This is a genomic window from Streptomyces sp. NPDC026417, assembly GCF_055567695.1.
Genome location: NZ_JBVHPY010000001.1, coordinates 473,143 through 498,619 on the forward strand (window position 1 = coordinate 473,143; position 25,477 = coordinate 498,619).

Consider the following 25,477-nt stretch of genomic DNA (forward strand, 5'->3'; position numbering starts at 1 on the left):
CAGTCGAGATACGCCATTCTCCTGGGCTACTGCTACAGCCCGAATGACCTGGGGAACTCCATCACTGGCAACGTCCGCCCTTACAAGGCGGATGTCGGCGGTTCGAAACCGTCCGCGCCCACCAGTCCACGGACACGACCAAGGCCCAGGTCAACCGGTGCTAGGCCGGAGGCCTGGGCCTTGATCTTTCTCGGCGACTTCTCACCGCCGTGCCACTTACAGCGGCGTGCTCGAACCCCTCTGGTCACGCAGATCCGCCGGACCTGGGTGCGGCGTGGTGGCTGATGAGCCTGATGGCGAGGCCGGCCGAGTCAAGAAGCGATCAGGCTCTCGAATCTCCGAGCGCGGCGGCTCCAGGCCGTCATAACAGGCCCTGATCAGGGAATCTGGGGCGCCGCGAGCCGCCATCGCCCGGAATGGCCGGGTGGGAGCGCCAGGTCGCGCCGGACGACCGCGTAATACCCTTCACGCGCGGCGCGCTGGCGATCAAGCATGGCTGACCACATTTCTGGGCTGTATGTCCCGTCTCGAAGGAATCTCTCCATGTCCATGACCACGACGACCCACTCGCGGGCTTTCTCCACCACGTCCGGGCTGCCGAGCATCAACAGTGCTTCCCCGGCCGGATCCCGGTCGGCAGTGGCATCGGCCAATTGAGGCGCGGCCTCCTCAGGCGACAATGGGTGCGGGTGAGGGTCGTTGCCGAGGTGCGCCGCGATCCGGTAGGCCAGAGTGACAGCCTTCTTCAGCGACCGGGCGTAGTCGGCGTAGACCGTCAGCCGCCGTTCCTCCCATCGGGCCGCCTGCTCGCGACGGAAGCGGGCTTGATCGCCGCGCATAACCACCAAGTACGACCCGAGGGCGCCGATCACCACGCCCATCAAGGCGGGCAGCTGTTGTATGAACGCGGACATAGCCACACGCTATAGCGAGGAGACAGAGGCTACTTGACGTCAGAGGGCTTCGCGGGCCACGAACTTGCTGGCTCAGTATGGGTCCGGTATCCCCGTGATCGTTCAACGCGGCCTAGTACCGGGTCAGCAACGCGTCCAGGTGCGTCAGCAGAAGGCCGGCGGAGTCCCGAGCCTCCTCCGGGGCGCCCCGCTTGCAGGCCTCCAGCACTTCGGCCACGTCGCGGCGAAGGATGTGGGCGAGTCGCCTTGCACGAGCACACCGGGGGATCGGCTTACCGGGAGCCGGTGTTCAAGACCGTCGAGGACGCCAGGTGTTCCTCACAGACGGCCCACCAGCTCTCACCGCCCTTGTCCTTGACCCGGACACTCCAGCGGGCGTCCCGTGGGCACGGAGACGCCCACGCGCAGCGCTGCAGGTGAGATCGGGTGCCGACGGCATGCAGATCCGGCGACCAGTCGACCGGCCCTTCCACGATGTCCACGGGAGCATTAAAGCGTGGCAGCGCGGTCGCGCGAGGGCGGATGCGTGCTTAGCTGCCTCCCCGTCCCACGTCGGCTGGGACCGCGCGCTCGCGGGCTCATATGCCGTCGCGTTCGACGAGGGATCCGTCCGGTCCCAGCGTGTAGAACCGCGGTGGCGGCATCGCGGCGAGCGCCCGCCGTCGCTCCGCTTCCCGTTCCGCGGGATCCGGGCCGTGCGGGTCCCGTGGGTGGAATCCGTACAGCTCGATGGCTGCCGCGTCGACGTCACCGGGCTCCGGGAGGCCCTCCCGGATGAAGCCGCAGAGTGCCCGCAGTGCGTCTTCGCCCAGCTCCAAAGGGTGGAACGGCAGGGCGTAGGGCTCGTCCTCCTCGCCGGGCCAGGGGACGATGTCGGCGGGGCGGTCCCCGGCCCAGTAGGGGAGTTCGAAGGGGAGCGGTTCGCCGAGGTTCTCGATGATGCCGCTGTCGGGGGACAGGCTCAGCGAGCGGACCAGGCGTCCGTCCTCCCACACGGCGAACGCCAGCCAGTCGACGACGCTGTGCATCGCGTGCAGGACGAGCCGTCGGCCGGCGCTCGCCGCGACGAGGTGCTCCGGGAGCTGGGAAGGGAAATCGACCATCACCCTCTGGTCGCCGATGACGTCGATGCCCGGCCAGCTGGCCGCATACGCCGTGCCCTCCGGGGGATAGACGCCTTCGTCGAGAACGGCGCCCGCGCACTCCTCGATCTCCCAGCCTGGGTAGAGCCGCCGCATCAGGGCGGTCGTCCGGTCAAGGCGTGCCGCCCCCACCTGTCGCAGCAAGCCCGGCACCTCACCGTCGGCGTACACGAGCAGTCCCGTCTTGGCTCCCAAAGCCCCTCCCCAGAGCAGCCGTTGATGGCGCATGCACCCTAGCCGCGCGCACTGACAAGCGGACGTCCCTCCTCCGGTTCGGGCGGGGGCGGCGGCTGGGGCTGTGAGGGAGCCGGGGTGGACGCCGCCTCGCGCAGCGGTGCTGTGGGACGTCCGAGTCGGGCCGGCGCAGCTGGTTCGGCGGCGGGCCTGGTACCTGGGCGTCGTGCCCGGGGAAGGGCCGCTTAGGGTGCTGCCATGACGCGCGCGCTTCGGCTGGAGGAGATCACTCCGGACAACTTCGACACCGCTGTCGGTCTACGGGTGCGTCCGGACCAGGAGCACCTCGTCGCGCCGGTCATGAAGTCCCTGGCCGAGGCGTACGTGTATCCCGGTGTCGCCTGGCCCCGGCTCATCCTCGACGGCGACCGGGCCGTGGGCTTCCTCATGGGCTTCTTCGACATCGACTGGGCCGGTGACGGAAGCGGAACCGACATCCGCTCCGGTCTCTGGCGGCTCAACATCGCGAGCGGTGAACAGGGCCGGGGATACGGCCGCTTCGCGGTCGAGTCCGTGGCCGCCGAGATCCGCCGTCGGGGCGGCACCCGCCTGATCACCACGTGGCACCCCGGCCCGGACGGCCCCGAGCGCTTCTACCTGGGGCTCGGATTCCGTACGACGGGCGAGACGAGCGGGGGCCAGACGGTCGGGCGGCTGGACCTGCCGACCTGACCCTGGATCAGTCCGGCCGCCACGTCCGCGTCCACCCTCCACGTCGCCGTCCAGCCCCACACCTCCACGTCCGGGCCCGCCACGTCCGCGTCCACTCTCCACGTCGCCGTCCAGCCCCACACCTCCACGTCCGGCCCTTGAAGTCCACGTCCGCGTCCACGCCGCCGGGCCGACTGCCCGGACCGGCTCAGGCCGGGTCGGGGGCGCCGTGGGCGTGCTTCAGGCTGCTTCGGGCGGCGACCCTCTCCGGGGTCGCGACCTCGCCCCAGAAGCGGTGGCAGGTCACGAAGACGGCCAGTTCCCGTTCGCGTTGGCGGAGCTTCTCCACCTCGGCCTGCTCGTCGGCCGTCCAGCCCGGGGACGCGGGGCGTTCCACCTTGCGCCAGCCGGCGCCGTCGCTGAAGCCGTCCAGCGGTTCCACCGACCAGGGGAGCCGCTTGAGCAGGGCCAGGAGCTCCGCCCGGACCTGATGCAGTTCCTCCTGGCCGGCCAGGAGGTCGCTCGGGAAGTCATAGGGGGTCGCTGCCACCCGGCAATGGTACGCCTGTTCGATTTTGGGATGCGAGTTCCTTCGGTGACTTCACGCGAACGGGTGGGCAACCCGTCAGGCGTGGCGCGGAGTTCGCATCCTCCGAACTTGCCCAGGCCGCCCTGTTCAGTTTGAGCCGTGCAGTTCGGACTGGACGGTTTCTCCTGAGGGTTTCGGCGTTGAGTGCGTGAACGGCGACGGCGAGGCGATGGCGCCCTGCTGGAACGGCTCACCCGATCGTGAGCCCGTGCCCCCCCTGCACCCCGCTCGACCCACCCCACGAGCCTCGCCGTGCCCCGGGCGGCAGCATCGGCGTCGAGTCCACCGCGCGAGCCGCCCACGAGCACGGCGACCACGTCACCCTGGCCACCGACGCGATGCCCGACCTCGACGCCGACGCCCACCGCAACAGCGTCGAGCGGATCTTCCCCCGCCTGGGCGAGACGGGCACGACCGCCGAGATCGTCGAGCTGCCGGCCCGGACTCGCGGCTGACCGGCGAGATCGGTGGTCCCCGCGGTCGTGCCCCCCACGGCGCGACCCTGCCCCCGGGAGGGGCTCAGCGGGTCGCGCCACCGCTCATCGCACCGCCCGCGCCAACTCCTCCACCAGTCCCGCGGTCACCGGGACCGGCACCCCGTGACGGTCGGCCGCGCGCAGCAACGCGCCGCCGATCGCGTCCAGTTCGAGGGGGCGGCCCGCCTCCGCGTCGCGTTGCATGGACGACTTGGTGTCGGGCGGGAAGGCGTCGTAGCGGGCGAGGGCCTGCGCCGGGTCCGCCGGGGCGCCGCTCGCGCGGCTGACGGCCGCCGTCTCCTCGACCAGCGCCGTCAACTCCTCGCGGTGCCCCGTGCGCACCTCGCCCAGCGGCAGTCCGTACCGGGTCGTCAGCAGGGCGAAGGGCGCCAGGAACGACATCTTCGCCCACAGCGTCGCCGCCTCGCCGTCCCGGACCCGGACGGCCGGGCCGGCCGCCCGCAAGGCTCCGGCGAGCGCGTCGAGCCGTTCCCGCGCCACCGTGTCCCCGGTCAGGTCGATCTCCGCGAAGGGGCTGCCGTGCTCGATCACTCCGGGGGAGACGCGCGTCGACTCCACGCGGACGACGGCCGGTGCCACCCGGGCGGCTCCGTAGCGGGCGCGCAGTGCCGCGGGGTGTTCGACACCGTTCAGGAACGGTACGACCAGTGCGTGCTCGCCCAGGGCCTGCGGCGGTACGCGGTCCAGCGCCTGGTCGAGTGCCGTGTGCTTGACGGCGATCAGGCAGGCGTCGACCGGTTCGCGCAGCGCGGTGTCCGCCTCGACCGGGGCGGTGAAATCACCGAATGTCCCGCTGTGCACGCGGACGCCGTCGGTGCGCAGGGCCCGTACCGTCGCGTCCCCGGCCAGGCAGATCACCCGGTGTCCGGCCCGCGCCAGCAGCGCCGCCAGGAGCCCGCCCACGCCGCCGGGGCCCAGTACCGCGACCGTCAGCCGGTCCCCGTCCCGGGGGCCCGGGCCGTCCGCGGCCGTCGGGGCGGTCCCGCCCGGGTCCGGGGGCTGGTGCTTCGTCATGGAGTTCCGTCCTCTCGTCGGTCGGCCCCGCAACGGTGGCCGCCTCGGCGTGGATGATCTCAGCCGCTACAGGCGTACGGACGCACCGGGGGCCAACAGGTTCAGCCGGTCCGTGAGTTCGGCCCGCGCGAACGCCTCCTTCAGTGACGCGCCGTCCTCGGTGAAGTGGCCCCAGTGCTCGAAGTGCAGCGGTACGACATGACGGGCGCCGAGGATGCGGGCCGCCTGCGCCGCCGCCTCGCCGGTGAGCGTCAGGGGGGCGTCCGGGACGAGCGGGGTGCGGGCGGCGCCGGCGAAGAGGACGGCCACGTCGAAGGGGCCCAGGCGGCCGGCGATGTCCCGGACGACGTCCAGGGACGCGTTGTCGCCGCTCACGTAGACCCGGGGCAGGCCGTCGCCCGACAGGACGAAGCCGGTGACCTCGCCCACCAGCGGCTCCGAGCCGTCGGGGCCGTGCTGCGCGGGGACCGCGGTCACGCGCAGCACGCCGCCGTCGGGGCGCGGCAGTTCGACGTGTTCCCAGGACGGCAGCGCCCGTACCGGGGCGCCGATGCGGCCGTGGGCCGACGCCGTCGACAGGGCCAGCGGTGAACCCTTCAGATACGTGTGTCCGGACGTGTCGAGGTTGTCCGGATGCTGGTCGTGCGACAGCAGGACGGCGTCCACGGGACCGATCTCCGTCGCCCGGAGGGCCGGGCCCGTCGTCTTCACCGGCGTCCGGGAGCCGACGGGGTACTCGCCGGGAGCGTCGAAGGTCGGGTCGGTCAGCAGGCGGATGCCGCCGATCCCGACGACGGCCGTGGGGCCGCCGACATACGTGATCTCCACAGGGGTCATGTCCCGCACAACCCGCGGGCGACGGGAGCTGTTCCCGGGCCGGAACGGGGGCGTACGCGCGACACTGGACGTATGTGCCGCAGCATCAAGACGCTCCGTCCGCCCGTACTCCCCGAGGAGGCGACCGAGGAGGACATCCGGGCCGCCGCCCTCCAGTACGTCCGCAAGGTGTCCGGGTTCCGGGCGCCGGCCGCGCACAACCGCGAGGTCTTCGACCGTGCCGTGGAGGCTGTCGCCGCCGCGACGGCGGAGTTGCTCGACGGGCTGGAGGTGCGGGGGCAGAAGGCCGCGGGCTGACCGCCGGCCCGGTGACCGTCCGCGTTCCGGGACGGTCCGTGCCGGTCCGTGCCCGGAAAGCGCGGTGCCCGGCGCCCCGGAGGGTGCCGCTACTGCTGCGGAGTGGGGCGGCGGACCACGAACGCGGCCGCCGCGCCGGCGCCGAAGAGGGCCACGAAGGAGACACCCGTCGCCAGCCAGGTGGCGCCGAGCCACTGGCCGCCGAAGTAGCCGAGGGCCACGCTGTACGCGGCCCAGGCGACGCCCGCCAGGATGGACCACGGGAGGAACTCGCGGACGCGGCGGTGGGCGGCGCCCGCGCCGAGCGAGACGACCGAGCGCCCGGCCGGTGCGAAACGGGCGATCACCACCAGAGCGCCGCCGCCCCGCGCCAGGGCGGCGCCGAGACGTTCCTGCGCGCTGGTCAGGCGGCGGGAGCGGGCGATGGCGCGGTCCAGCCGCTCGCCGCCGCGCCAGGCGAGGCGGAACGCCACCATGTCACCGAGCACCGACGCGGTGGCCGCGCACAGGGTGAGGGCGAGGATGTCGGGCACGTCCCGCGGGACCGCCGCCCCCGTCGCGGTGCCCGCCGCGGCCGCCGTGGCCGCCGCGATGACCAGGACGCCGCTGGGCAGCACCGGCAGGAAGACGTCCAGCAGTACGGACACGGCCACGACCGCGTAGATCCATGGGCTGCCGGTCAGCGACCCCACACTTTCAAGCACCGAGCACTCCCCTGGACTCCCCCGTGGGCACGACCACGCCGCGACGTCGGGAGGAGCGGCAGGGCGGCCTGTGACAGCCATACAGCGTACGCCTGAGCTGTGACAGGAGATCCACGGGGGGCTCATGTGTTCGCCACACCATGTTCACCCGGCTGCCCCGCCGGGCGACGCGCGTGCCCGCCCCCGGCCGGGGGCGGGCGCCGTGCTGCCGGGTCCGGGTCAGGCCGCGACCGGCCGCTGGCCGGCGGCGTCCCTGTCCTCGGCGGCCGGCGAGGTCCGGCCGGCGAGGAGGCGGTCGAGGCCCAGGGCGCCCGAGCCGGTGAAGACCAGCAGGAACAGGGACCAGCAGAACAGCGCGGAGAGCTCCCCGCCGTTCTGCAGGGGCCACAGGGCCGACGGCTGGTGGACGTCGAAGTAGGCGTACGCCATCGAGCCCGACGAGACGAAGGCCGCCGCGCGGGTGCCGAGGCCGAGCAGGACGAGGGCGCCGCCGACGAGCTGGATCACGGCCGCGTACCAACCGGGCCAGGTGCCGGCGGGGACGGAGCCGCCGCCCGCCGCGCCGCCGAGGACGCCGAAGAGGGAGGCGGCACCGTGGCAGGCGAAGAGCAGGCCGACGACGATCCGGAACAGGCCGATCGCGTACGGCTGGGCGCTGTTGAGGCGTCCGGTCATGTGGGGGGACTCCTTCGGTCGGACCGGTCCGCGGACGGACCGGTCTCGGGGACGGAACCGAGCGAGTCACAGGTTAGGTGTGCCTAATCAATGCTTGCAAGTTCAACATCAGGCCACCGTTCCGCTTCCGTTTGCCGTTCCGTTTCGGGCGCCGCCGCACGTAGGGCCGCCCGCGCCACCGCGTCGGCGTCCGACAGCGTGACCGAATCCACCCCCGGCCTGGCGCCGGCCGCGGTCACCCAGTGCACGCCCTCCGTGGGCACCCCGAAGGCGAACCTCCGTGCGTGTGGCTGCCCTTGACGATCCATCAGGCGATACGGGCGCGGTGTCACGTCGAGGCCTCCGGTGACGTACCCGTCGACCGCGTGCGGGCGGCACTGCCCCGTCCTCAGCAGGTGGGCGAGGAGTTCGTCGGCGGTCCGCCGCAGGTCCGGTTCCGGCAGCCGGGCCTCGATCAGGGCGGTCGCGCGGACGGCCGAGCCCGGCACGTCGGGGGAGTGGGCGATCCAGGCCCCGTCCTCGGCCCGTATCTCCGTCCGCGGGCCGACCACGTCCAGGACGCCCGCCTCGACGAGTGCGGTCATCTCCTCGATGCGGCGGCGGGGCGGTCCGATGGAGAGGAAGGCGTTGAGCGGGGTGTACCAGCGGTCCAGGTGGTCCCGGCGCGAGGTGCCCGGCAGCCCGCCGTGGTCCACGACCAGGCGCAGCTCGTTGCGCAGGTCGCGCAGCACGTCGAGGGCGGCCTTCAACGGTCCGTCGACGTTGCCGAGTCCGGCCTGGGCCGCGTCCTCCCGCAGATGCGCGAGCAGCCAGTCGCGCCAGGAGCGGGGCCCGGGGAAGGACCGTGCGGCGTACGGGCGGGACAGCCGGTCCCAGGACCAGCGGTCGGCGTGCGCCACCCCGAACTCGTCGAGCACCGTGCTCTCTTGCCGGCTGCCGTGCGGGGCGCCGACGAAGCGGTCGCGGAAGTGCGCCGGGGCGGGGCGGCCCCGCTGCCGCAACAGGCCCTCGTAGTAGACGGTTTCGACCTCCTTGGCGACCAACGGCCATATCTCGCCGAGGAAGTCCGGCGCGTCACCGGCGTCGGCGCGCGTGCGGAAGCGGGCGATCACCTCCTGCGTGAGGAGCAGCGGAACGTGACGGCCGTACGGGCCCTTCGCGTTGTCGCCGCGGGCCTGGTGGGGGATGCCCCGGCGGGACCCGGCGTACAGGCGGGGCTCGTCGCCCGAGGCCCGGTAGGCGAGACCCCGGGCCGTCCGCTCGAAGCGGCCGCCGCGTCCCGTCGTCAACAGGGCCATGTGGTCGAAGAAGTTGAGGCCGAGCCCGCGCAGGAGCACCGGCTCGCCGGGAGCGAGCGGGGACAGGTCGACATCGGCCGGATTGGCGGGCGGGACGTGGCGCAGCCCGTGCCGCCCGGCGTACTCGGTCAGGTGCCGGAGCCCGGGGTCGGCGAGCACCGGCAGGTGGCCCTGGGCGAGGACCACGGCCGACAGGCCCGCGAGGGTGCGGCCGGTGGAGAGCGCGACCGTCTGGCGGCCGTCGGGTCCGTCGTCGAGACGGACGGCACGGGCGGTGTGCGTCTCGACGCGCACGCAGGCCGGCGCGGTGCGGACCGCCTCGGCGAAGACCCAGGCGAGGTAACGGCCGTACTGCGCACGTGTGGGATACGCGTCGGGGCCGGGGCCGTCCTCGGCGGCGCGACCTGCGGCCCAGGTGTGCAGGCTGGGTCCGGGACGCACCGGGCCCGCGCAGGCGACGCTCTCGTCGGTGAAGAGGGTCACCTGGGACGCGACGGTGTTCATCAGCAGTTCGGCCGGCTGGTCGGTCCGCCAGACCCGGCCGGGGCCGGGCGGCGCCGGGTCGATCACATGGACCGTGAGGCGCGCCCCCGGCGGGAGCAACTCGGGGGCGGAGGCGCACAGACGCTCCAGGACGCTGGTGCCGCGCGGTCCCGCGCCGATCAGGGCGACGGAGGCGGACGCGGCGTCCGCGGGTGCTGCAGGCAAGGGGGTGACTCCCGGGCGTGGGGGGCGCAAGGGCAGCAGACCGCCCGCCGGAAGCGGACGGTCCGCCTCATCATGCCGTCGTGCGGTGCGCGAGCCGAGCCGGGAGCGAGGAGTCGGCGCCGGGTGTGGGATGCCTCACGGGCATCCCGGACAACGCACCCGGCAACCGTCCCCAATGGGCCTATCGGGGGGCGAGTCGGGACTCCTCCACCGTCGTCAGCCGGACCCTGTCGCCGTTGACGGCCTGGGCCTGTTCGAGACGCAGCCGGGCCTCGCGCCCGTGCAGCGTCAGCGTCATCAGCTGGTTGCCGAACCAGGGCCCGCCCGTCCTGCGCCAGTCCACGGCGGGCCGGCCCTGCCGTCCGTGCCGCGAGAGCAGCCGTCCGATGGCACGCCCCGTCCGGCTCCAGCCGAAGCGGAAGCCGAGCCGCATCGACATCGGGATGGAGTTGTGGACCGGCGAGCAGGTCAGCTGCAGGACACGGGCGTCCGGCGCGGCCTCGGCGGGCCACGTGGGCTCGGCGACGTACGCGTGGTGCACGTCCCCGGAGAGCACCAGCACCGTCGCCGGGGCCTCGTCGCCGCTCCCCGCCTCCGCGATCAGCTGCCGCAGCGCCTCGAAGGAATCGGGGAAAGCCGCCCAGTGCTCCAAGTCGGCCTTCCTGCGCACCTTTTCGCCGATGCGGGCCCAGCGGGCCCCCCGCTCGCCCCGGCACACGCCGGCGTTCCACGTCTCGGCGTCGTGGATGAGATGCGGGAGCAGCCAGGGCAGCGAGGTGCCGATGAGGAGGTGGTCGTAGGTGTCGCGGCGGTCCATCACCTGCTCGCGCAGCCACTGCTCCTCGCCCGTGTCGAGCATCGAGCGCCGGTCCTCCTCCAGGACCCGGGCCGCGCGGGAGTCCAGCATCACCACGCGGACGCGGCCGAAGTCGCGGCGGTAGCTCCAGCGGACGGAGGCGAAGTCGGCGTCGGCCCGGGCGGCGTGGTCCCGCAGGACGTCCGTGCCGTCGGGGGTCTCGCGGACGGCGGCCCAGAGCGGGTCGGCGTCCAGCTCGGCGGGGGAGAGGTTGCCGAGGTGCTGATGGACCCAGTACGACATCAGGCCGCCCAGGATGCGTTCGCGCCACCAGGACGTGGCACGGATGTCGGCGAGCCAGGACGCGCTCGTGTTCCAGTCGTCGATGACGTCGTGGTCGTCGAAGATCATGCAACTGGGGACGGTGGACAGCAGCCAGCGGATCTCGGGGTCCCGCCACGATTCGTGGTAGAGGCGGGTGTACTCCTCGTAGTCGGCGACCTGTTCGCCCGGTGGCTCGTCGAGGTCGCGGCGGGAGGAGATCCAGCGGCGGGTGGAGTCGGACGTCTCGTCCGCGTACACCTGGTCGCCCAGCAGGAGGAGCACGTCGGGCCGGTCGGCCTCCGGGGTGTTCGCGAGGCGTTCGGCGAGCGTGTCCAGGGCGTCGGGGCCCACCGGGTCCTTCTCGTCGCCGGGCGGGGCGGCCCAGCGGCAGGAACCGAAGGTGACCCGCACGCTGTCCCCGCTGTCGCGGTCGAGGGTGCGGATGACCGGGGGCGGGAAGGGCGAGTCGGGCAGCGGCCAGACGGGTGTGCCGTCCAGCAGCAGTTCGTACGTCGACGCCGTACCCGGTTCCAGGCCGGTGAGCACCACCAGGGCGTAGTGGTGGCCGGCGATCTGGAACGTCCGCGCCTCGCCTCCGGCACCCTTGGCGCACCGGATCTCGGCGGTGCACGGGCGGCTCGTCTCGACCCACACGGTCGCGGACGAGTCGTCGACAAACCTGAGCAGGGGGCCCAGGAGCAGCTCTGACACGGCGATCACCTTCCTCCGTCGCCCCGTACGGTACGGAACGACGGAGGCGGGCGACAGTGCCGGGGGGAAGTGGCGGGCTCTCAGCAGCCGCTGAGCACCGAGGACAGCTTGGACTTCTCCGCGCTGTCCACCGAGAGGTTGTAGTAGTACTTCACCTGGACCCAGGCGCGTACGTAGGTGCAGGCGTAGGCCGTCCGCGAGGGCATCCAGGTGGCCGGGTCCTGGTCGCCCTTGGCCTGGTTCACGTTGTCGGTGACGGCGATGAGCTGGGGGCGCGTCAGGTCGTTGGCGAAGGCCTGGCGCTGCGCGGTGGTCCAGTTGTCCGCCCCCGAGTCCCAGGCCTCGGCCAGCGGCACCAGGTGGTCGATGTCCAGGTCGGACGCGGCGGTCCAGGTCGCGCCGTCGTAGACGGAGTACCAGCTGCCCTTGGTGGCCGCGCAGGCCGAGTCGGTGACGACGTTCGTGCCGTCGCGCTTGAGGACCGTCTCGCGGGTGTTGCACGCCCCGCTGATGGTGATCCAGTGCGGGAAGAGGTCGCGGTTGTATCCGGTGCGGTCCTCGGTCGCGACGGTGAGCGAGGCGAGGTAGCTGCGGGCGGTGGCGGCGCTGACCGGGGTCGGCAGTGCGGCGGAGGCGGTCGGGCTGTTGAAAATCCCTGCCATGGCTATCAGACCGGTGACGGCTGCGAGTATGCTCAGCCGTCGACGCGCGTAGACCTTTGGCATGCGAACTCCCATGGGGTGAGGGGCCGTTGGAGCGAGCGAGCACATGCTTGCGGCGTCTTGTTTCCGGGAGATGTGCGTCGGGTGAGAAGCTAGTGACGCGTACATGACAAAGCAAGGGTTGTGACGGGACCAAAGGCCCTACGGGGTGCGCGCGGCCGTCGCGTAGGATGGACGGCGCAGAAGGGGAGTAGCTCTTCGCCGGACCGTCGACATACTGCTCAGCTCGCCTGAGCCGGCGCCCGGAGGCAGGCCTCGTTCCAGAGGCCGGCCAGCGAGACCTTCGGCAAGCAGTGCACCGCCCGTGCGTCCTCGTGCGGGTGTCCGCGTGTGCTGCCGTGCCGAGGTGTCGCAGCGCAGTTCACAGCACTCTCGGTGGGGCGGCCCCGACCGATTGAGGAACATTGATCAGCTTCAGCGTGATGGCGCTCGTCTTCGGCGTCGTCTTCCTGGCCGAGCTGCCGGACAAGACCGCGCTCGCCGGACTCGTACTCGGCACGCGCTACCGCGCCTCGTACGTCTTCGCCGGTGTCGCCGCGGCCTTCGCCCTCCATGTGGCGCTCGCCGTCGCGGCGGGCAGCGTGCTGACCCTGCTGCCGCAGCAGATCCTGCACGCGGTCACCGGCGTGCTCTTCCTGGGCGGCGCCGCGGTGCTGCTGATGAAGAAGGACGAGGACGAGGAGGAGGTCCGCAAGCCCGAGAACCAGACCTTCTGGAAGGTCTCGGGAGCCGGCTTCATGCTCATCCTGGTCGCCGAGTTCGGCGACCTCACCCAGATCATGACGGCGAACCTCGCCGCACGGTACGACGACCCGCTCTCCGTCGGCCTGGGCGCGGTCCTCGCGCTGTGGGCGGTGGCCGGGCTCGGCATCGTGGGCGGCAAGGCCCTGATGAAGCGGGTGCCGCTCTCGCTCATCACCAAGATCGCGGCCCTGCTCATGCTGGCGCTCGGTGTGTGGAGCCTGTACGAGGCGGTGGCGGGATGAGCCGGCCGCGTCGGGCCGTCGTCCCCCTTCCGGGCCTCCGTTCCGGCCCTCCGGGCCGGTGCGCGGAGAACGCCCTGGTCAGGGGCGGTGGCGTGAAGGGCCTCTTGTTTTGTATCGTGAAGGAACAAAGTGGCTCCCGCCCGCACTCCCTGACCGGCGGGCGGGGCCGCCTTGTCCCCGGGGGCCGCGCGCGGCTCCCTCTTCCGCGTTTTGGAGCATGCCGATGACGGCCACCACCGTTCTGACCGCCCGCGCCCTCCTGCTCGACATGGACGGCACCCTCGTCAACTCCGACGCCGTGGTCGAGCGCTGCTGGCGGCGCTGGGCCGACCGGCACGGGCTCGACGGGGACGAGGTCATGAAGGTCGTCCACGGACGCCAGGGCTACGCCTCGATGGCGGTCCTGCTCCCGCACCGGCCCATGGAGCAGAACCACGCGGACAACGCCCGCATGCTCGCCGAGGAGACCGCCGACATGGACGGCGTCCTCGAGGTGCCGGGCGCCGCCGCGTTCCTCGCCTCGCTCGCCGGGCTCCCGCACGCACTGGTGACCTCCGCCGACGTGGGCCTGTCCGGCGCGCGGATGGCCGCCGCGGGGCTGGAGCTGCCCGAGCTGCGGATCACCGCCGAGTCGGTCGGCGCGAGCAAGCCGGACCCCGAGGGCTTCCTCAAGGGCGCCGCCGAACTGGGCGTCGCGCCCGAGGACTGTGTCGTCTTCGAGGACTCCGGGGCCGGTATCGCCGCGGGCAAGGCCGCCGGGATGCGGGTCGTCGGGGTGGGGCCCCGGGCCGCCGTCCACCGGCCCGACGCCCTGGTCGACGACCTCACCCGGGTCCGGGTCGAGGCCGTGGCGGACGGATCGATCCGGCTGCACATCGGCTGAGACGGCACCCCCCCCGCGACGTGGCGTGGCCGGACGGCCGGCGGTGCCGGTGTCCGGCCACGCGTGTCCGGCGTGTGCGGAGTCGATGCGTCCCCCCGGGGTGAACCCCGGGCGTTCCCCCGGTCAGGGTTCCGACGTCTCCGACTCCAGACGGGTCCGGGTGGCCGCGCCGTACACGCCCCACTCGTCGGCGCCGATCCCGCGGGCCCACTGGTAGCGGCGTACGGCGTCCTCGACCTGGCGGCCGAAGTTGCCGTTGATCTCACTGTTGTACAGGGCCAACTGCCGCAGCCGGAGCTGGAGTTCGGCGACCTCGGGGCCCTTGTCGCCGCGCCTGAGGATCTCGGCGCGGAGTTCGTCGGGAGCGTCGGACGGGGGCCGCACCGTGCCGGTGGCGCGCGCGGTCGTCGGGGTCTCCTCGGGGCTCTTCGACCGGGACGGGGTCGCCGACGGGCTCGCCGACGAGGCCGAGGGCGAGGGGCTCGCGCTCTCCGACGCCGAAGGGCCGGCCGAGGCGGACGGCGCCGACGACGTGCTCCGGGCCGGCGACGAGGCGGCCCCGGCCGACGGCTTCTGCGGCACGCTCACCCGGCCGGCGTCCGGCAGCGCGCCGTCCCGTTCGGGTGTGTCGTACGAGAGCACGCCGCTCGCCAGCCCTGCGGCGGCGACGACGGCCACGACGGCGCCGGCCACCACCAGCAGCGCGGTACGGCGGCGCCGCGGCCGCTCACCGGCCGGCGGCTCGGTGGCGGGCCCGGGTGCCGGGTCCTGGAACAGCCGGACGTCCTCCGGCGCGGGCGCCACCGCCTTCAGCGGCATCGTCCGTTCGGCGGGCTCCTCCGGGGGCAGGGGCAGCGCCCGCGCGGCCGGCGGCTCGGCACCGGCGGCGTCCGCGCCCACGGCACCGCCGTCGGCGTCCCGGGACGCCTTGCCGAGTTCCACGTAGGGGCGGATGCGCAGCGGGTCGAAGTCCTCCGCCGCGGCGGCCTCCGCCGTACGGGCGTCGCGCAGCGCGTCCGACGCCCGCCGCCCGCAGGCGCAGGACGGCGTACCGTCCGGCTCCCGGCGCGTTCCGCACTCCGGGCAGACGTGCCCCATGGATCCGCTCACGTGTGGTCCCTCCCCCTCACGACCTCCAGAGAGTATCCAGACCTTCTTCACAGGGTGTTCCCGGTCCCCCCGGGATTCCGGGCCCCGGCGAGGACTCAACAGGCCATAAGCGGTCACACCGACCACGATGGAGGGAGACCGAGACGTCGGGGCCCCTGGGAGGTCCGTATGACCGGCGACGCGCAGGGCACGGACGCGGCCGTGGCGGACGGGAGCCCGTCCACCGAGGAGCATGTGCACGGCAGCGTTCTCGTGTCGATCGGCGCCCTGCTGCTCGGCATGCTGCTGGCGGCGCTCGACCAGACGATCGTGTCGACCGCCCTGCCGACCATCGTCAGCGAACTCGGCGGTCTGGAGCACCTGTCCTGGGTCGTCACCGCGTATCTGCTCGCCTCGACGGCGGCGACCCCCCTGTGGGGCAAGCTCGGCGACCAGTACGGCCGCAAGAAGCTGTTCCAGGCGGCGATCGTGATCTTCCTGATCGGGTCCGCGCTGTGCGGCATGGCGCAGAACATGCCGCAGCTCATCGGCTTCCGCGCGCTCCAGGGGCTGGGGGGCGGCGGGCTGATGGTGCTGTCCATGGCGATCGTCGGCGACCTCGTGTCGCCCCGCGAACGCGGCAAGTACCAGGGGCTGTTCGGTGCGGTCTTCGGTGCGACCAGTGTCCTCGGGCCGCTGCTCGGCGGGCTCTTCACCGAGCACCTGAGCTGGCGCTGGGTCTTCTACGTCAACCTGCCCGTCGGCGTGGTCGCCCTCGCCGTGATCGCCACGGCCCTGCACATCCCGCACCGCGCCGCCCGCCATGTCATCGACTACCTGGGCACGCTGCTCATCGCCGCGGTCGCGACCTGCCTGATCCTGGTCGCCTCGCTCGGCGGGACCACGTGGGGCTGGAGCTCGCCGCAGCTCATCGGGTGCGCCGTGCTCGCCGTGGTGCTGGCGGTGGCCTTCGTCGCCGTGGAGCGCAGAGCGGCCGAACCGGTCCTGCCGCTGAAGCTGTTCCGCATCCGCACCTTCACGCTCGCGGCCGTCATCAGCTTCGTCGTCGGCTTCGCCATGTTCGGCGCGATGACCTATCTGCCGACCTTCCTCCAGGTCGTCCAGGGCGTCTCGCCGACCCTGTCCGGCGTGCACATGCTGCCGATGGTGTTCGGCCTGCTGATCTCCTCGACCCTCTCCGGCCAGATTGTCAGCCGCACCGGCCGCTGGAAGGTGTTCCCGGTCGCGGGCACGGCGATCACGGCGCTCGGACTGCTCCTGCTGCACCAGCTCGACGAGAACAGCGGCACCGGCGAGATGAGCGCGTACTTCTTCGTCTTCGGTCTGGGACTCGGACTGGTCATGCAGGTCCTGGTGCTGATCGTGCAGAACGCGGTCGGTTACGAGGACCTCGGGGTCGCCACCTCGGGCGCCACCTTCTTCCGCTCGATCGGCGCCTCGTTCGGCGTCGCCATCTTCGGCACCGTGTTCGCGAGCCGGCTGGGCGACAAGCTGACCGCCGCGCTGAGCGGACGGCAGCTTCCCGGCGGTCTCGGTGTCGACAGCCTCAAGGCCGACCCGAAGGGCATCGCCGAGCTCCCCTCCTCGCTGCGGACACCCGTCCTGCACGCGTACGCCTCGGCGATCACCGACGTGTTCCTGTACGCCGTCCCGGTCGCGCTGGTCGGGTTTCTGCTCGCCTGGTTCCTGCGCGAGGACCGGCTGCGGGTCTCCGTCACGGCACCGGACGCCACCCAGACGCTGGCCAGCAACCCGGTCGAGCGGTCCTCGCACGACGAGGTCTGCCGGGCCCTGTCGGTCCTCGGGTCCCGCGAGGGGCGGCGCGAGATCTACGAGAAGATCACCGCACGGGCGGGCTACGACCTGCTCCCCGCCACGAGCTGGCTGCTGCTGCGCATCAGACGGCACGGCAGGGAGGAACCGGCAGTGCTCGCCGAGCACAGCGCGGTGCCGCTGGACATCGTGATGGCCGCGGCCCGCCAGGCCGAGGGGGGCGGCCTCGCCCGCCGCGAGGGAGTCGAGCTGCTGCTCACCGACGAAGGCCGCGAGGTCGCCGCGGGGCTGGCCCGGGCCCGCGAGGAGTCCCTGGCGGAGCTGCTCGGCGACTGGTGGGGACCGGACCGCCCCACCGACCTGGTCCGGCTGGTCGAGGAACTCAACGCCGAGCTGTGCGGCTCCGACCAGGAGCGCCCGCAAGGTCCGACGGAACGGGACCACAGCCGGGTGGTGGCCTGACGCTCCCCGGACCGGCCGGCGCCTCGTCCGCTCCCGGGGGCGACGTCAGGCCGGCAGCTTCTTCGTGAACCAGTGCTCCGCGTACTCCTCGTCGTTGTGCCGCTCCGTCTCCTGGTACCCGAGGCGCGCGTACAGGGCCCGGGCCGCCGTCAGGTCGCTGCGGGTGTCGAGCACGATCCGCTCGGCGCCGAGCGCGCGGGCCGCGTCCTCGGCGGCACCCACCAGGAGCGCGGCACCGCCCAGCCCGCGCCGCTCCTCCCGGAGGAAGACCCGCTTCAGCTCGGCCGTCGTCGCGTCCGTCATCCGCACGCCCGCGGTGCCGGCCGGTTCGCCCTCGTACCGTGCCAGCAGCAGCGTGCCGCGGGGCGGCGCCAGGTAGTCCCCGCGGTCGGCGGCGATCTCCCGTTCCAGCTCGGCGGGGTCGGTGCGGTGCCCCTCGTGCAGCAGGTACCAGCGGTCGCTGACCTCCGTGTAGTACGCCCGCCAGAGCGCCGCGGCGGCGGGCGAGTCGAAGGGCTCCGGTGCGACGGTCCAGGCGGAGGGCGTACGGGTCATGCCGGTCATTGTCGCGGCGTCCCGCACCCCGGCCGCAAGCGATTAAGGCCCGCGGACGGGCGCTCCGGGCCGGCGCCCCGGGGGGCGAGGGGCGCGTCGTGCCGGTGGGACCGGTCGCCGGGACCGCGGGGCCGGGCGCCGTTTGAGGAGCGGCTTTCGCGGCAACCCGGACGAAGAACCGGCCCGTTGGGTCGAAAACTTCGGAAGGCACCCATGTCCACAGGCGTGATCATCGCTTTGATCGTGATCGTGGCGGCCGTGGCCCTTGTCGCGGCCGTCCTGACTCTTCTCGCCCGCAGGCCGCAGGGCGGGCGCAGCCTCCAGCGTCGCTTCGGGCCCGAGTACGACCGTGCCGTCGCCCGGCACGACGGAGACACCCGGGCCGCCGAACGCGACCTCACCGAGCGGGTGAAGCGGCACGGTTCGCTCCGCGAGCAGCCGCTGGAGCCCGCGGCGCGCGAGCAGTACGCGGCCCGCTGGGCCGCCGTCCAGGAGCGCTTCGTCGACTCGCCGCGCGAAGCGGTGGCCGAGGCGGACCGGCTGCTCGGCGAGGTGGCCGGGGCCCGGGGTTTCCCCGACCACGGCCGCTACGAGGAGCAGCTCGAGGCGCTCTCCGTGCACCACGCCCACCACGTCCACGGATACCGGCGGGTGCACAGCGCGGCGCACACACGTGCCGACGGCGCCACCGGGAACGGCACCGGCACGGAGGAGCTGCGTGAGGCCCTGATCGAGGCCCGCGCCCTCTTCGAGGAGCTGGTGACACCTGCCCGCAAGGACGAGGTCCGCCACCGCGCGGACACCGACGCCGGCACCGACGGTGCGAGGACGACCGCCGAGCAGTCGGACACGGCTCGTACCGGCACCCGCACTCACGTGCCGTGGACCTTCAACCGGCGCCACGCGAAGGGAAGTTGACGAAAATGGCAGATGTGACACGAGGCGAGGGCGCGGAGCGCCGGGGGACGGTCCGAGGGTCCGAGGGCCCGGGCGCCGACGTCACCGCGCCCGGAACGCCCGACCGTGAGGGACGGCTGGACCCCAAGGGCGTGGGCGACGCCGCCACCGGCCGGGAGACCGCCGACGCCCGGGAGACGGCCGCGGCGCGCGAGTCCGCCGGTGTACCGGGCGGCACGCCCGGCACCAGCCCCGGGACGGGCGCGCAGGGCGCGGGGACGGCTCCCCGCGGTGACGGACTCGGCGCCGGGGCGGACCGCGGGAGCGCGGCGACCGCCTGGCGCGAGGGCTCCGGCGAAACCGGGGCGGGCTCCGTGACGGGCACCGGCGAGCGCGCCGGGGCGGCGGGCGAGGGCCGGACCAGGACGCCGCACGAGGGTGCGGGCATTCCGGCGGCCGACGGCGGCCGCACGACGGGTGAGGGTCTCGGCCGTACGGAGGGCGAGGGCCTCACCGGCAAGGCGCGCGGCACCGCCGCGGCGGCCCGCGAGGGCGTCGGCGGAACGGCGCGTGCGGGCACCCACGAGGAGGGCCGCGGCAGCGGTGCTCCGCTGCTGCCGCACGAGGAGAGCGACAAGCTCGCCCTGCGGCTCCAGCACGCCGTCGGCGGGTTCGTCGACGAGCCCCGGGCGTCCGTGGAGGAGGCCGACCACGTCCTGGAGGAGGTCGCCGCGCGGTTCACCGACGCGATCACCCAGCGGCGCCGCACGCTCCGGTCCTCCTGGCAGTCCGCAGGCGAGGGCAAGGGCACGGCCACCGACACCGAGCAGCTGCGGCTGGCCCTGCGGGACTACCGCGAGATGACGGAGCGGCTGCTGCACAGCTGAGCGCGCCGCGCACCACGCACGGCGGACGAGGAGGCCGCGTCCCGGACCATGTTCCGGGACGCGGCCTCGGTCGTGCGGCGGTCAGCTCTCCCGGCGCTCACGCCAGTCGCGGACGATCGCCTCGACGTCGTACGGCTTGAGGCCGAGCGGCGGACCCGGCGGCGGCTTGAACATGATCTCGCGGATCTTGGCGTTGACGTCCTCGACGATCCGCCGCACGGCCCGCTCCGAGGGGGCCGCCGCTGCCGCCACGAGAGCGTCCTCGGCCTCCTTGCGCAGGGCCAGCGTGGGCGGCAGCACCGACAGGCCCTCGCGGGCCATCTTCTGCTTGACCCACCACAGTTCGTCGTACGGAGCGTCGGTGACCGCCGGCAGGGGCCGGCCGGCACCCGCGAGTTCGGTGAACTCCCCGCGCGCCTCCTCCTCGCGGATCTGCTTGTCGACCCAGGACTCGAAGCTGACACCAGGTGGCTTTCGCTCGGTCATGCGTCCATTGTGCCGGACGCCACCCGGCCGCTCCCGTGGCGAATTATCATGCGGCGGCGGTGCGTCGACGACGCCTCGCGCAGGGACGGACGGACAGCTGAGCCTCTTAAGGAGCGCACGTGCTCGAACTCACCATGGCCTCGGTCTCCGGGGCGGACGCCGGGGCGACGGCCGGCATGCTGATGGCCGACGCGCCCAGCGACCCGGGCGCCGTGCTGCGGGTGGGCAGGGACAAGGCCGTGTGCCGGCTGGCGACGCCCGACGACTGGCTGTTCGTCTCGCGGGTCCACCTGGAGTTCCTGTGCGGGCCGGACGGCACCTGGCAGGTGACCTGGCTGCGCGGTTCGCATCCCGACCCCTCGTCCGAGGTGCGCCTGACGCTGGCCGGCCTGCCGCCGCAGGCGCTCCCGTACGGCGGGACGGCCAGGCTGCCCGGCGGCGGGTCCGGCGAACTGGTCATCCAGGACCGCACCGGCCCGCGCAGCGTGAACGTCGGCTTCTACCACGAGGCCTGACCCGGTCAGGCCAGCACGTGGGCCAGCGCGAAGCCGTCGTAGCCCTTGCTGCCCACGGTCTGGACGGCGGTGCCGCTCAACTTCGGGTGCGCGGCGATCAGTTCGAGGGCGGCCCGGGTGCCCCGGACGCTCGGGTCGGCGCTGCCCGCGTCGGTGACCTTCCCGCCGCGCACCACGTTGTCGAGGACGATCAGGCTGCCGGGGCGGGTGAGCTCGACGGCCCACTCGACGTAGTGCGGGTTGTTGACCTTGTCCGCGTCGATGAAGACGAGGTCGAACGGCTCGGGGTGTTCGGCGGCGAGCGCGGGGAGCGACTCCAGAGCGGGGCCCGTACGGACCTCGGCGAGCGTACCGAGACCGGCGCGCGCGAGATTGCGGCGGGCGACCTCGGCGTGCGCCGCGTCGTATTCGAGGGTGACCAGCCGGCCGTCGGCGGGGAGCGCGCGGCCCAGCCAGATCGTGCTGTAGCCGCCGAGCGTGCCGATCTCCAGGATGCGCCGGGCGCCCTGGACCCGGGCGAGGAGCTGGAGGAGCTTGCCCTGGTTGGGTGCGACGTTGATGGCGGGGAGCCCGGCGGCGTCGCTGTCGGCCAGCGCGGCCGTCAGCGCCTCGTCGGGTGGGCAGAGGAGTTCGGTGAAGTAGTCGTCGACCGCGTCCCAGACCCGAGCCTCGCTCATGCACCACGCCTTTCGTGCGCCTAGTTAGACGACCTAACTAGATCCTGAGGCGAATCTAGCGGCGTGCCGGGCCGTTGTCAGCGTCCTTTTCCGGTGCGGCCCGTCCCGGTACGCCGATCGGTTCCCGGGACGGGCACCGGCGGCGGGGAGGCGCCGGGCGGTACCGCGGATCGGGGTGCCCGGCTCCGTGGGGCCGCGCACCCGCTCGCGGGGCGTCAGCGCTCGGCGGGCTCCACGGACGGGGCCGAACCGGGCAGCGGGCGGCCCGCCGACTCGGCCGTGAACCACACCGCCACGCCACCGATCACGGCGGCGGCCATCATGTAGTAGGCGGGCATCATCATGTTCCCGGTCGCCCCGATGAGGGCGGTGACCACCAGCGGGGTGGTCCCGCCGAACAGCGAGACGGAGACGTTGAAGCCGATGGAGAGCGAGCCGTAGCGGACCTTCGTCGGGAACAGCGCGGGCAGCGCCGCGGGCATCGCCGAGGTGAAGCAGACCAGGAGCAGGCCGAGCGCGCCCATGCCGAGCGCGACCGCGAGCAGGCTGCCCTGGCGGATCAGCAGGACGGCCGGGACGGACAGCGCGAGGAAGCCCAGGCAGCCGGCGGCGATCACCGGTCGTCGGCCCACCCGGTCGGTCAGCGCGCCCGCGAAGGGCTGCACCGCCATCATCAGCGCCATCACACCGAGCACGACCAGCAGGCCGTGCGTCTCGTCGTACTTCAGCTCGCTGGTCAGATAGCTCGGCATGTACGACAGCAGCATGTAGTCGGTGACGTTGAAGACCAGGACCAGCCCCACGCAGAGCAGCAGCGCCTTCCACTGGCCCGCGACCATCTCGCGCAGCGGGACCTTCGGGCGGTCGTGCTCCTTCTTCGAGGCCTTGGCCAGCTCCGCCGCGAACGCGGGCGTCTCCTCCAGCCGCATCCGCAGATAGAGGCCGATGATCCCCATCGGGCCCGCGATCAGGAACGGGACGCGCCAGCCCCAGGAGAGCAGGTCCTCGGCGGAGAGCAGGGCGGTCATCACGGTCACCAGGCCCGCGCCGCCGATGTAACCGGCCAGCGTGCCGAACTCCAGCCAGCTGCCGAAGAAGCCGCGCCGGCGGTCGGGCGCGTACTCGGCGATGAAGGTGGAGGCTCCGGCGTACTCGCCACCGGTCGAGAAGCCCTGGACCAGCCGGGCGACGAGCAGCAGCAGGGGCGCGCCGACACCCAGGGTCGCGTACGACGGGATGAGGCCGATCGTGAAGGTACCCGCCGCCATCATGATCATCGTGAGGGCGAGGACCTTCTGGCGGCCGACCCGGTCGCCGAGCGGTCCGAAGACCATGCCGCCGAGGGGGCGCACCAGGAAGGCCGCGGCGAAGGCGCCGAAGGTGGAGAGCAGCTGCGCGGTCGGACTGCCCGACGGGAAGAACACCTTGCCCAGCGTCACCGCGATGTAGCTGTAGACGCCGAAGTCGAACCACTCCATCGCGTTGCCCAGCGCGGCGGCCTTCACGGCGCGCCTGACCAGGGCCGGGTCGGTCACGGTGACCCCCGCCCGGTCGGGGCCCGGAGGTGCGGCGGAGGGGACGGGAGTGAGGGGGGTGACGGTCGGCAAGGTTCCGCTCGCCTGCCTTTCGACGGGGACAGGGACACGGCCCGGTCGCAGCGGGCCGAAAAACGACCATAGGTGCAGGTCTCACCCTTACGTGTGGTGCACGACCGGCCGCGCACCGCGCATGAACGGCGCATAAGCAGGCAGGACGGCGGCGCGGGGACCGGTCTGCGGGGCGACCGCCTGTGACCTTTGTCGCGCAAGCGGGAGGAACCGGACTCCGGGCGCACTATCGTCATCCGGACAAATGCGGCGCAGTTGCCCGGCGGAGCCGAGCCCGACTGCGTCTTTCCCGGGGGCGGTGCGAGGCCCACGGGGGTGCGGACAGGGACAGACCGGCGGGACCGACCGGGCGGGAGGCAGACGCGGCGTGGCGAATGCGGAGCACGGAGGACGGTCGGGAGATGCCTTCGGACCTGGGACGACCGGGACCACGGGAGCACGGCTGGAGGCGGCCCGCGCGGGCCTCTGGCTGATCGTCGCCGTGCTGGCCGTACGCCAGCTCGTCGCCGTCCTCGGCACCCCCCGGGGCGAGCGGCTGACCGACCTGGAGACCTGGGTCGGCCCCCACGGCGTCCTGCACGTGAAGGGGTCCCTCTACGACTCGACCCGGTTCACCGGCACCCCTTTCGCGGGACTCGTCCTCAAGCCCCTCACTCGTTCGGCTGAACAAGCGCTGGGCTGGGGCTGGACCTTCGCCACGCTGCTGCTGGTGGTCGCGCTCGGCCTCGTCGTGGCGCGCGCCCTGCCGCCGCCGGTGACCGGACGCACCCGGCTGCTCGCCGCGCCCGTCGCGATCAGCCTGCTGATGCTGTCGCTGCCGGTGCGCAACACCCTCCACCTCGGCCAGACCAGCGTCATGCCGGTCCTGCTCGTCCTCCTCGGCTGCTTCGCCGTACGCGGGCAGCGCGCGAGCGGAGTGCTGATCGGCCTCGGCGCGGCCCTCCAGCCGACCGTGCTGCTCTTCACCCCGCTGCTGTGGTGCACCGGACGCAGACGGGCCGCCCTCTCCGCCGGTGCCACGTTCGCCGCCTGCACCGGGCTCGCCCTGGCCGCGCTGCCGCACGACTCGTCCACGTACTGGGTGCACCACCTGGCGGGTGCCGGGCTCGGCGGCCCCGCCGACGGCCTCGCCAACCAGTCCCTGCACGGCGCGCTGCTGCGCCTCGGCCCGACGGGGCCGCCGGAGATCGGCCTCTTCCTGGTCCTCGGTGCGGCGGTCGCCGTCGTCGGCCTGCGCCGTGCCGTGCGGTACGCCCGCGACGGCCAGCTGCTGCTCGCCGTGGCGATCACCGGCTGCGTCGCCGTCGCCGTGTCGCCCACGACCTGGCAGCACCAGCTGCTCTGGGTGCTGCTCGTGGTGGTCGGCCGGGTCGGGCGCAAGGCCGCGGACCGGTACGTGTGGCCGGTGACCGTCGTCCTGGTGATGACGCTGCCCGCGCCGATACTGCTGCCGAATCTGACGGTGCTCCACCCGCTGCAGGAGAACGTGGTGCTGCTGGCCGCGCTGGCCGCCGCCTGCGCCGTCCCGTTCCTGCCCCTCGGCTCCCCCTCCCACCGGGCCCCGGCCGGCACCGGGCACCCGGCTCCGCTGCCCTCCCGGCCCCGCGGGGTCCCGCTGCTGCCGTTCCCCGGCCGGCTGCCGACCCGGCCGAACCTGCTGCTCGAACTGCTCCTGATCCGGGTCGGCTACGCCGCGTACCAGCAGGTCAGGCTGGCCGCGACCGGCGGGACCAACGCGGGCGGCCGGGGCCTGGCCGAGCACCACGGCGACCAGATCCTCGCCTTGGAGCGGGCCCTGCGCCTCGACGTCGAACTCGGCGTCAACCACGCCGTCGTGACGGTCGACTGGCTGCGGGCCTTCTTCGACTTCTACTACACGTCGTTCCACTTCGTCGTCCCGCTGACCGTCCTCGGGGTCCTCTACGCCCGCCGTCCCGCCGACTACCGCTGGGCCCGCTCGGCGCTCGGCTTCGCGACCCTGCTCGCACTCGTCGGGTTCTGGCTCTACCCGCTCGCCCCACCGAGGCTGATGCCGGGACTGGGCGTCGTCGACACGGTCCACGGGGTGCAGGACTTCTCCCGGCCGGACTACGGCACGCTCACCGCGCTCACCAACCAGTACGCGGCGATGCCCTCGCTGCACTTCGGCTGGTCGCTGTGGTGCGGTGTCGTGGTGGTCGTCCTCGCCCGCACCCGGTGGATGAAGGCGTTCGGCACGCTCCACCCGCTGTGCACGCTGGCCGCCATCGTCGCCACCGGCAACCACTGGGTACTGGACGCGGCCGGCGGGGCGCTGGTGGTGGCGGCGGGGTTCGGTCTGACCCATCTGCTGTCCGGGCCCCGGACCGCCGTCCCGCCCGGCGGGGGGAGCGCGCCGGGGCGGCCCGGGACGGAGGACGCCCGACGGCTCCGGCGCGAGCGCTCCCGGCCGTGAGCGGGCGGACACGACACGCCCGACTGCCGTGCGGGCGGAGGCAGTTCGCGGCGCGGTGCGGGAGGAGACCGGCGGTCCGCCGCCTACAGTGA

25 protein-coding genes and 1 pseudogene are annotated in these 25,477 nt (G+C 73.2%); 10 read left to right on the forward strand and 16 right to left on the reverse strand.

The genetic code is table 11. The features are described from left to right. Positions 1–377: 377 nt before the first annotated feature. The 3 genes from ACZ4NT_RS01995 to ACZ4NT_RS02005 form a co-directional block, all read right to left on the reverse strand. Entirely contained in the window at positions 378–914 is a 537-nt protein-coding gene (locus tag ACZ4NT_RS01995) for a hypothetical protein (protein ID WP_467722719.1), read from the reverse strand. Between the two features lie 112 nt (positions 915–1,026). Next, entirely contained in the window at positions 1,027–1,131 is a 105-nt protein-coding gene (locus ACZ4NT_RS02000) for a hypothetical protein (protein WP_467722720.1), read from the reverse strand. 361 nt (positions 1,132–1,492) lie between these two features. Next, positions 1,493–2,251 (reverse strand): DUF6928 family protein, encoded by a 759-nt coding sequence (locus ACZ4NT_RS02005; RefSeq protein ID WP_467722722.1) that lies wholly within the window; start codon positions 2,249–2,251, stop codon positions 1,493–1,495. Positions 2,252–2,488: 237 nt separating this feature from the next. Here ACZ4NT_RS02005 and ACZ4NT_RS02010 point away from each other — a divergent pair, with 237 nt between their 5' ends. Then, a complete protein-coding gene (locus ACZ4NT_RS02010) occupies positions 2,489–2,962 on the forward strand; it encodes a GNAT family N-acetyltransferase (protein WP_121403290.1) in 474 nt (157 codons plus the stop codon). 187 nt (positions 2,963–3,149) lie between these two features. Here the strand turns inward: ACZ4NT_RS02010 and ACZ4NT_RS02015 are convergent, their stop codons facing one another. Further along, complete coding sequence (locus ACZ4NT_RS02015; RefSeq protein WP_121403291.1) at positions 3,150–3,491, reverse strand: hypothetical protein; 342 nt, start codon at positions 3,489–3,491, stop codon at positions 3,150–3,152. A gap of 305 nt (positions 3,492–3,796) precedes the next feature. Between ACZ4NT_RS02015 and ACZ4NT_RS02020 the strand changes: the two are divergent. Continuing rightward, a pseudogene (locus ACZ4NT_RS02020) lies at positions 3,797–3,985 on the forward strand (isochorismatase family protein); the annotation flags it as partial. 84 nt (positions 3,986–4,069) lie between these two features. Here ACZ4NT_RS02020 and ACZ4NT_RS02025 read toward each other — a convergent pair. Next, complete coding sequence (locus ACZ4NT_RS02025) at positions 4,070–5,041, reverse strand: 2-dehydropantoate 2-reductase (protein WP_121403292.1); 972 nt, start codon at positions 5,039–5,041, stop codon at positions 4,070–4,072. A gap of 66 nt (positions 5,042–5,107) precedes the next feature. Next, positions 5,108–5,878 (reverse strand): MBL fold metallo-hydrolase, encoded by a 771-nt coding sequence (locus tag ACZ4NT_RS02030; protein WP_467722724.1) that lies wholly within the window; start codon positions 5,876–5,878, stop codon positions 5,108–5,110. A gap of 72 nt (positions 5,879–5,950) precedes the next feature. On the opposite strand from ACZ4NT_RS02030, the gene ACZ4NT_RS02035 reads away from it, so the two are divergent. Then, positions 5,951–6,175 (forward strand): DUF2277 domain-containing protein, encoded by a 225-nt coding sequence (locus ACZ4NT_RS02035; RefSeq protein ID WP_121403294.1) that lies wholly within the window; start codon positions 5,951–5,953, stop codon positions 6,173–6,175. Positions 6,176–6,264: 89 nt separating this feature from the next. Here the strand turns inward: ACZ4NT_RS02035 and ACZ4NT_RS02040 are convergent, their stop codons facing one another. From ACZ4NT_RS02040 to ACZ4NT_RS02060, 5 genes are all read right to left on the reverse strand, one after another. Then, a complete protein-coding gene (locus ACZ4NT_RS02040) occupies positions 6,265–6,879 on the reverse strand; it encodes a DedA family protein (protein WP_467722726.1) in 615 nt (204 codons plus the stop codon). 219 nt (positions 6,880–7,098) lie between these two features. After that, positions 7,099–7,554, reverse strand: coding sequence for a DoxX family protein (locus ACZ4NT_RS02045; RefSeq protein WP_467722728.1), 456 nt, complete (start codon positions 7,552–7,554; stop codon positions 7,099–7,101). A gap of 83 nt (positions 7,555–7,637) precedes the next feature. Further along, positions 7,638–9,560, reverse strand: coding sequence for an FAD/NAD(P)-binding protein (locus ACZ4NT_RS02050; RefSeq protein WP_467722730.1), 1,923 nt, complete (start codon positions 9,558–9,560; stop codon positions 7,638–7,640). A gap of 181 nt (positions 9,561–9,741) precedes the next feature. After that, positions 9,742–11,391 (reverse strand): alkaline phosphatase D family protein, encoded by a 1,650-nt coding sequence (locus tag ACZ4NT_RS02055; protein ID WP_121404754.1) that lies wholly within the window; start codon positions 11,389–11,391, stop codon positions 9,742–9,744. 80 nt (positions 11,392–11,471) lie between these two features. Next, positions 11,472–12,116 carry an HNH endonuclease family protein gene (locus tag ACZ4NT_RS02060; protein WP_121403298.1) on the reverse strand — a complete coding sequence of 215 codons (645 nt, stop codon included), beginning with the start codon at positions 12,114–12,116 and terminating at the stop codon, positions 11,472–11,474. Between the two features lie 401 nt (positions 12,117–12,517). On the opposite strand from ACZ4NT_RS02060, the gene ACZ4NT_RS02065 reads away from it, so the two are divergent. Both ACZ4NT_RS02065 and ACZ4NT_RS02070 read left to right on the forward strand, forming a co-directional pair. Continuing rightward, positions 12,518–13,099: a TMEM165/GDT1 family protein gene (locus ACZ4NT_RS02065; protein WP_121403299.1), complete on the forward strand. Its 582-nt coding sequence runs from the start codon at positions 12,518–12,520 to the stop codon at positions 13,097–13,099. A gap of 217 nt (positions 13,100–13,316) precedes the next feature. Beyond that, complete coding sequence (locus ACZ4NT_RS02070) at positions 13,317–13,982, forward strand: HAD-IA family hydrolase (RefSeq protein ID WP_467722733.1); 666 nt, start codon at positions 13,317–13,319, stop codon at positions 13,980–13,982. Between the two features lie 123 nt (positions 13,983–14,105). Here the strand turns inward: ACZ4NT_RS02070 and ACZ4NT_RS02075 are convergent, their stop codons facing one another. Further along, positions 14,106–15,092 carry a peptidoglycan-binding domain-containing protein gene (locus tag ACZ4NT_RS02075; protein WP_467722735.1) on the reverse strand — a complete coding sequence of 329 codons (987 nt, stop codon included), beginning with the start codon at positions 15,090–15,092 and terminating at the stop codon, positions 14,106–14,108. A 168-nt stretch (positions 15,093–15,260) separates the two neighbouring features. Between ACZ4NT_RS02075 and ACZ4NT_RS02080 the strand changes: the two genes are divergently transcribed. Then, positions 15,261–17,327 (forward strand): DHA2 family efflux MFS transporter permease subunit, encoded by a 2,067-nt coding sequence (locus tag ACZ4NT_RS02080; protein ID WP_467722737.1) that lies wholly within the window; start codon positions 15,261–15,263, stop codon positions 17,325–17,327. Between the two features lie 45 nt (positions 17,328–17,372). On the opposite strand, the gene ACZ4NT_RS02085 is transcribed toward ACZ4NT_RS02080, so the two are convergent. Continuing rightward, complete coding sequence (locus ACZ4NT_RS02085; protein WP_121404755.1) at positions 17,373–17,882, reverse strand: GNAT family N-acetyltransferase; 510 nt, start codon at positions 17,880–17,882, stop codon at positions 17,373–17,375. A 213-nt stretch (positions 17,883–18,095) separates the two neighbouring features. On the opposite strand from ACZ4NT_RS02085, the gene ACZ4NT_RS02090 reads away from it, so the two are divergent. Together ACZ4NT_RS02090 and ACZ4NT_RS02095 are read left to right on the forward strand one after the other, a co-directional pair. After that, positions 18,096–18,800, forward strand: a complete 705-nt coding sequence (locus tag ACZ4NT_RS02090) for a hypothetical protein (protein WP_121403303.1) — start codon at positions 18,096–18,098, stop codon at positions 18,798–18,800. Between the two features lie 5 nt (positions 18,801–18,805). Further along, complete coding sequence (locus tag ACZ4NT_RS02095) at positions 18,806–19,666, forward strand: hypothetical protein (RefSeq protein WP_467722739.1); 861 nt, start codon at positions 18,806–18,808, stop codon at positions 19,664–19,666. A gap of 81 nt (positions 19,667–19,747) precedes the next feature. Here ACZ4NT_RS02095 and ACZ4NT_RS02100 read toward each other — a convergent pair whose 3' ends face one another. Then, positions 19,748–20,152 (reverse strand): DnaJ family domain-containing protein, encoded by a 405-nt coding sequence (locus tag ACZ4NT_RS02100; RefSeq protein ID WP_467722741.1) that lies wholly within the window; start codon positions 20,150–20,152, stop codon positions 19,748–19,750. A gap of 119 nt (positions 20,153–20,271) precedes the next feature. Between ACZ4NT_RS02100 and ACZ4NT_RS02105 the strand changes: the two genes are divergently transcribed. Then, positions 20,272–20,667 carry an FHA domain-containing protein gene (locus ACZ4NT_RS02105; RefSeq protein WP_121403305.1) on the forward strand — a complete coding sequence of 132 codons (396 nt, stop codon included), beginning with the start codon at positions 20,272–20,274 and terminating at the stop codon, positions 20,665–20,667. 5 nt (positions 20,668–20,672) lie between these two features. On the opposite strand, the gene ACZ4NT_RS02110 is transcribed toward ACZ4NT_RS02105, so the two are convergent. Both ACZ4NT_RS02110 and proP read right to left on the reverse strand, forming a co-directional pair. Continuing rightward, positions 20,673–21,344: an O-methyltransferase gene (locus tag ACZ4NT_RS02110; protein WP_121403306.1), complete on the reverse strand. Its 672-nt coding sequence runs from the start codon at positions 21,342–21,344 to the stop codon at positions 20,673–20,675. 215 nt (positions 21,345–21,559) lie between these two features. Beyond that, positions 21,560–22,951: a glycine betaine/L-proline transporter ProP gene (gene proP, locus ACZ4NT_RS02115; protein WP_467722743.1), complete on the reverse strand. Its 1,392-nt coding sequence runs from the start codon at positions 22,949–22,951 to the stop codon at positions 21,560–21,562. Between the two features lie 367 nt (positions 22,952–23,318). Here proP and ACZ4NT_RS02120 point away from each other — a divergent pair, with 367 nt between their 5' ends. Continuing rightward, complete coding sequence (locus ACZ4NT_RS02120; RefSeq protein ID WP_467722745.1) at positions 23,319–25,385, forward strand: bifunctional glycosyltransferase 87/phosphatase PAP2 family protein; 2,067 nt, start codon at positions 23,319–23,321, stop codon at positions 25,383–25,385. The last annotated feature ends 92 nt before the right edge of the window (positions 25,386–25,477 follow it).

Coding starts and splice junctions, on each gene's coding strand:
- ACZ4NT_RS02070 (WP_467722733.1), top strand. CDS start 13,317: ATGCCGATGACGGCCACCACCGTTCTGACCGCCCGCGCCCTCCTGCTC.
- ACZ4NT_RS02035 (WP_121403294.1), top strand. CDS start 5,951: ATGTGCCGCAGCATCAAGACGCTCCGTCCGCCCGTACTCCCCGAGGAG.
- ACZ4NT_RS02085 (WP_121404755.1), bottom strand. CDS start 17,882: ATGACCCGTACGCCCTCCGCCTGGACCGTCGCACCGGAGCCCTTCGAC.
- ACZ4NT_RS02100 (WP_467722741.1), bottom strand. CDS start 20,152: ATGACCGAGCGAAAGCCACCTGGTGTCAGCTTCGAGTCCTGGGTCGAC.
- ACZ4NT_RS02045 (WP_467722728.1), bottom strand. CDS start 7,554: ATGACCGGACGCCTCAACAGCGCCCAGCCGTACGCGATCGGCCTGTTC.
- ACZ4NT_RS02080 (WP_467722737.1), top strand. CDS start 15,261: ATGACCGGCGACGCGCAGGGCACGGACGCGGCCGTGGCGGACGGGAGC.
- ACZ4NT_RS02110 (WP_121403306.1), bottom strand. CDS start 21,344: ATGAGCGAGGCTCGGGTCTGGGACGCGGTCGACGACTACTTCACCGAA.
- ACZ4NT_RS02010 (WP_121403290.1), top strand. CDS start 2,489: ATGACGCGCGCGCTTCGGCTGGAGGAGATCACTCCGGACAACTTCGAC.
- ACZ4NT_RS02060 (WP_121403298.1), bottom strand. CDS start 12,116: ATGCCAAAGGTCTACGCGCGTCGACGGCTGAGCATACTCGCAGCCGTC.
- ACZ4NT_RS02025 (WP_121403292.1), bottom strand. CDS start 5,041: ATGACGAAGCACCAGCCCCCGGACCCGGGCGGGACCGCCCCGACGGCC.
- ACZ4NT_RS02095 (WP_467722739.1), top strand. CDS start 18,806: ATGGCAGATGTGACACGAGGCGAGGGCGCGGAGCGCCGGGGGACGGTC.
- ACZ4NT_RS01995 (WP_467722719.1), bottom strand. CDS start 914: ATGTCCGCGTTCATACAACAGCTGCCCGCCTTGATGGGCGTGGTGATC.
- ACZ4NT_RS02090 (WP_121403303.1), top strand. CDS start 18,096: ATGTCCACAGGCGTGATCATCGCTTTGATCGTGATCGTGGCGGCCGTG.
- ACZ4NT_RS02030 (WP_467722724.1), bottom strand. CDS start 5,878: ATGACCCCTGTGGAGATCACGTATGTCGGCGGCCCCACGGCCGTCGTC.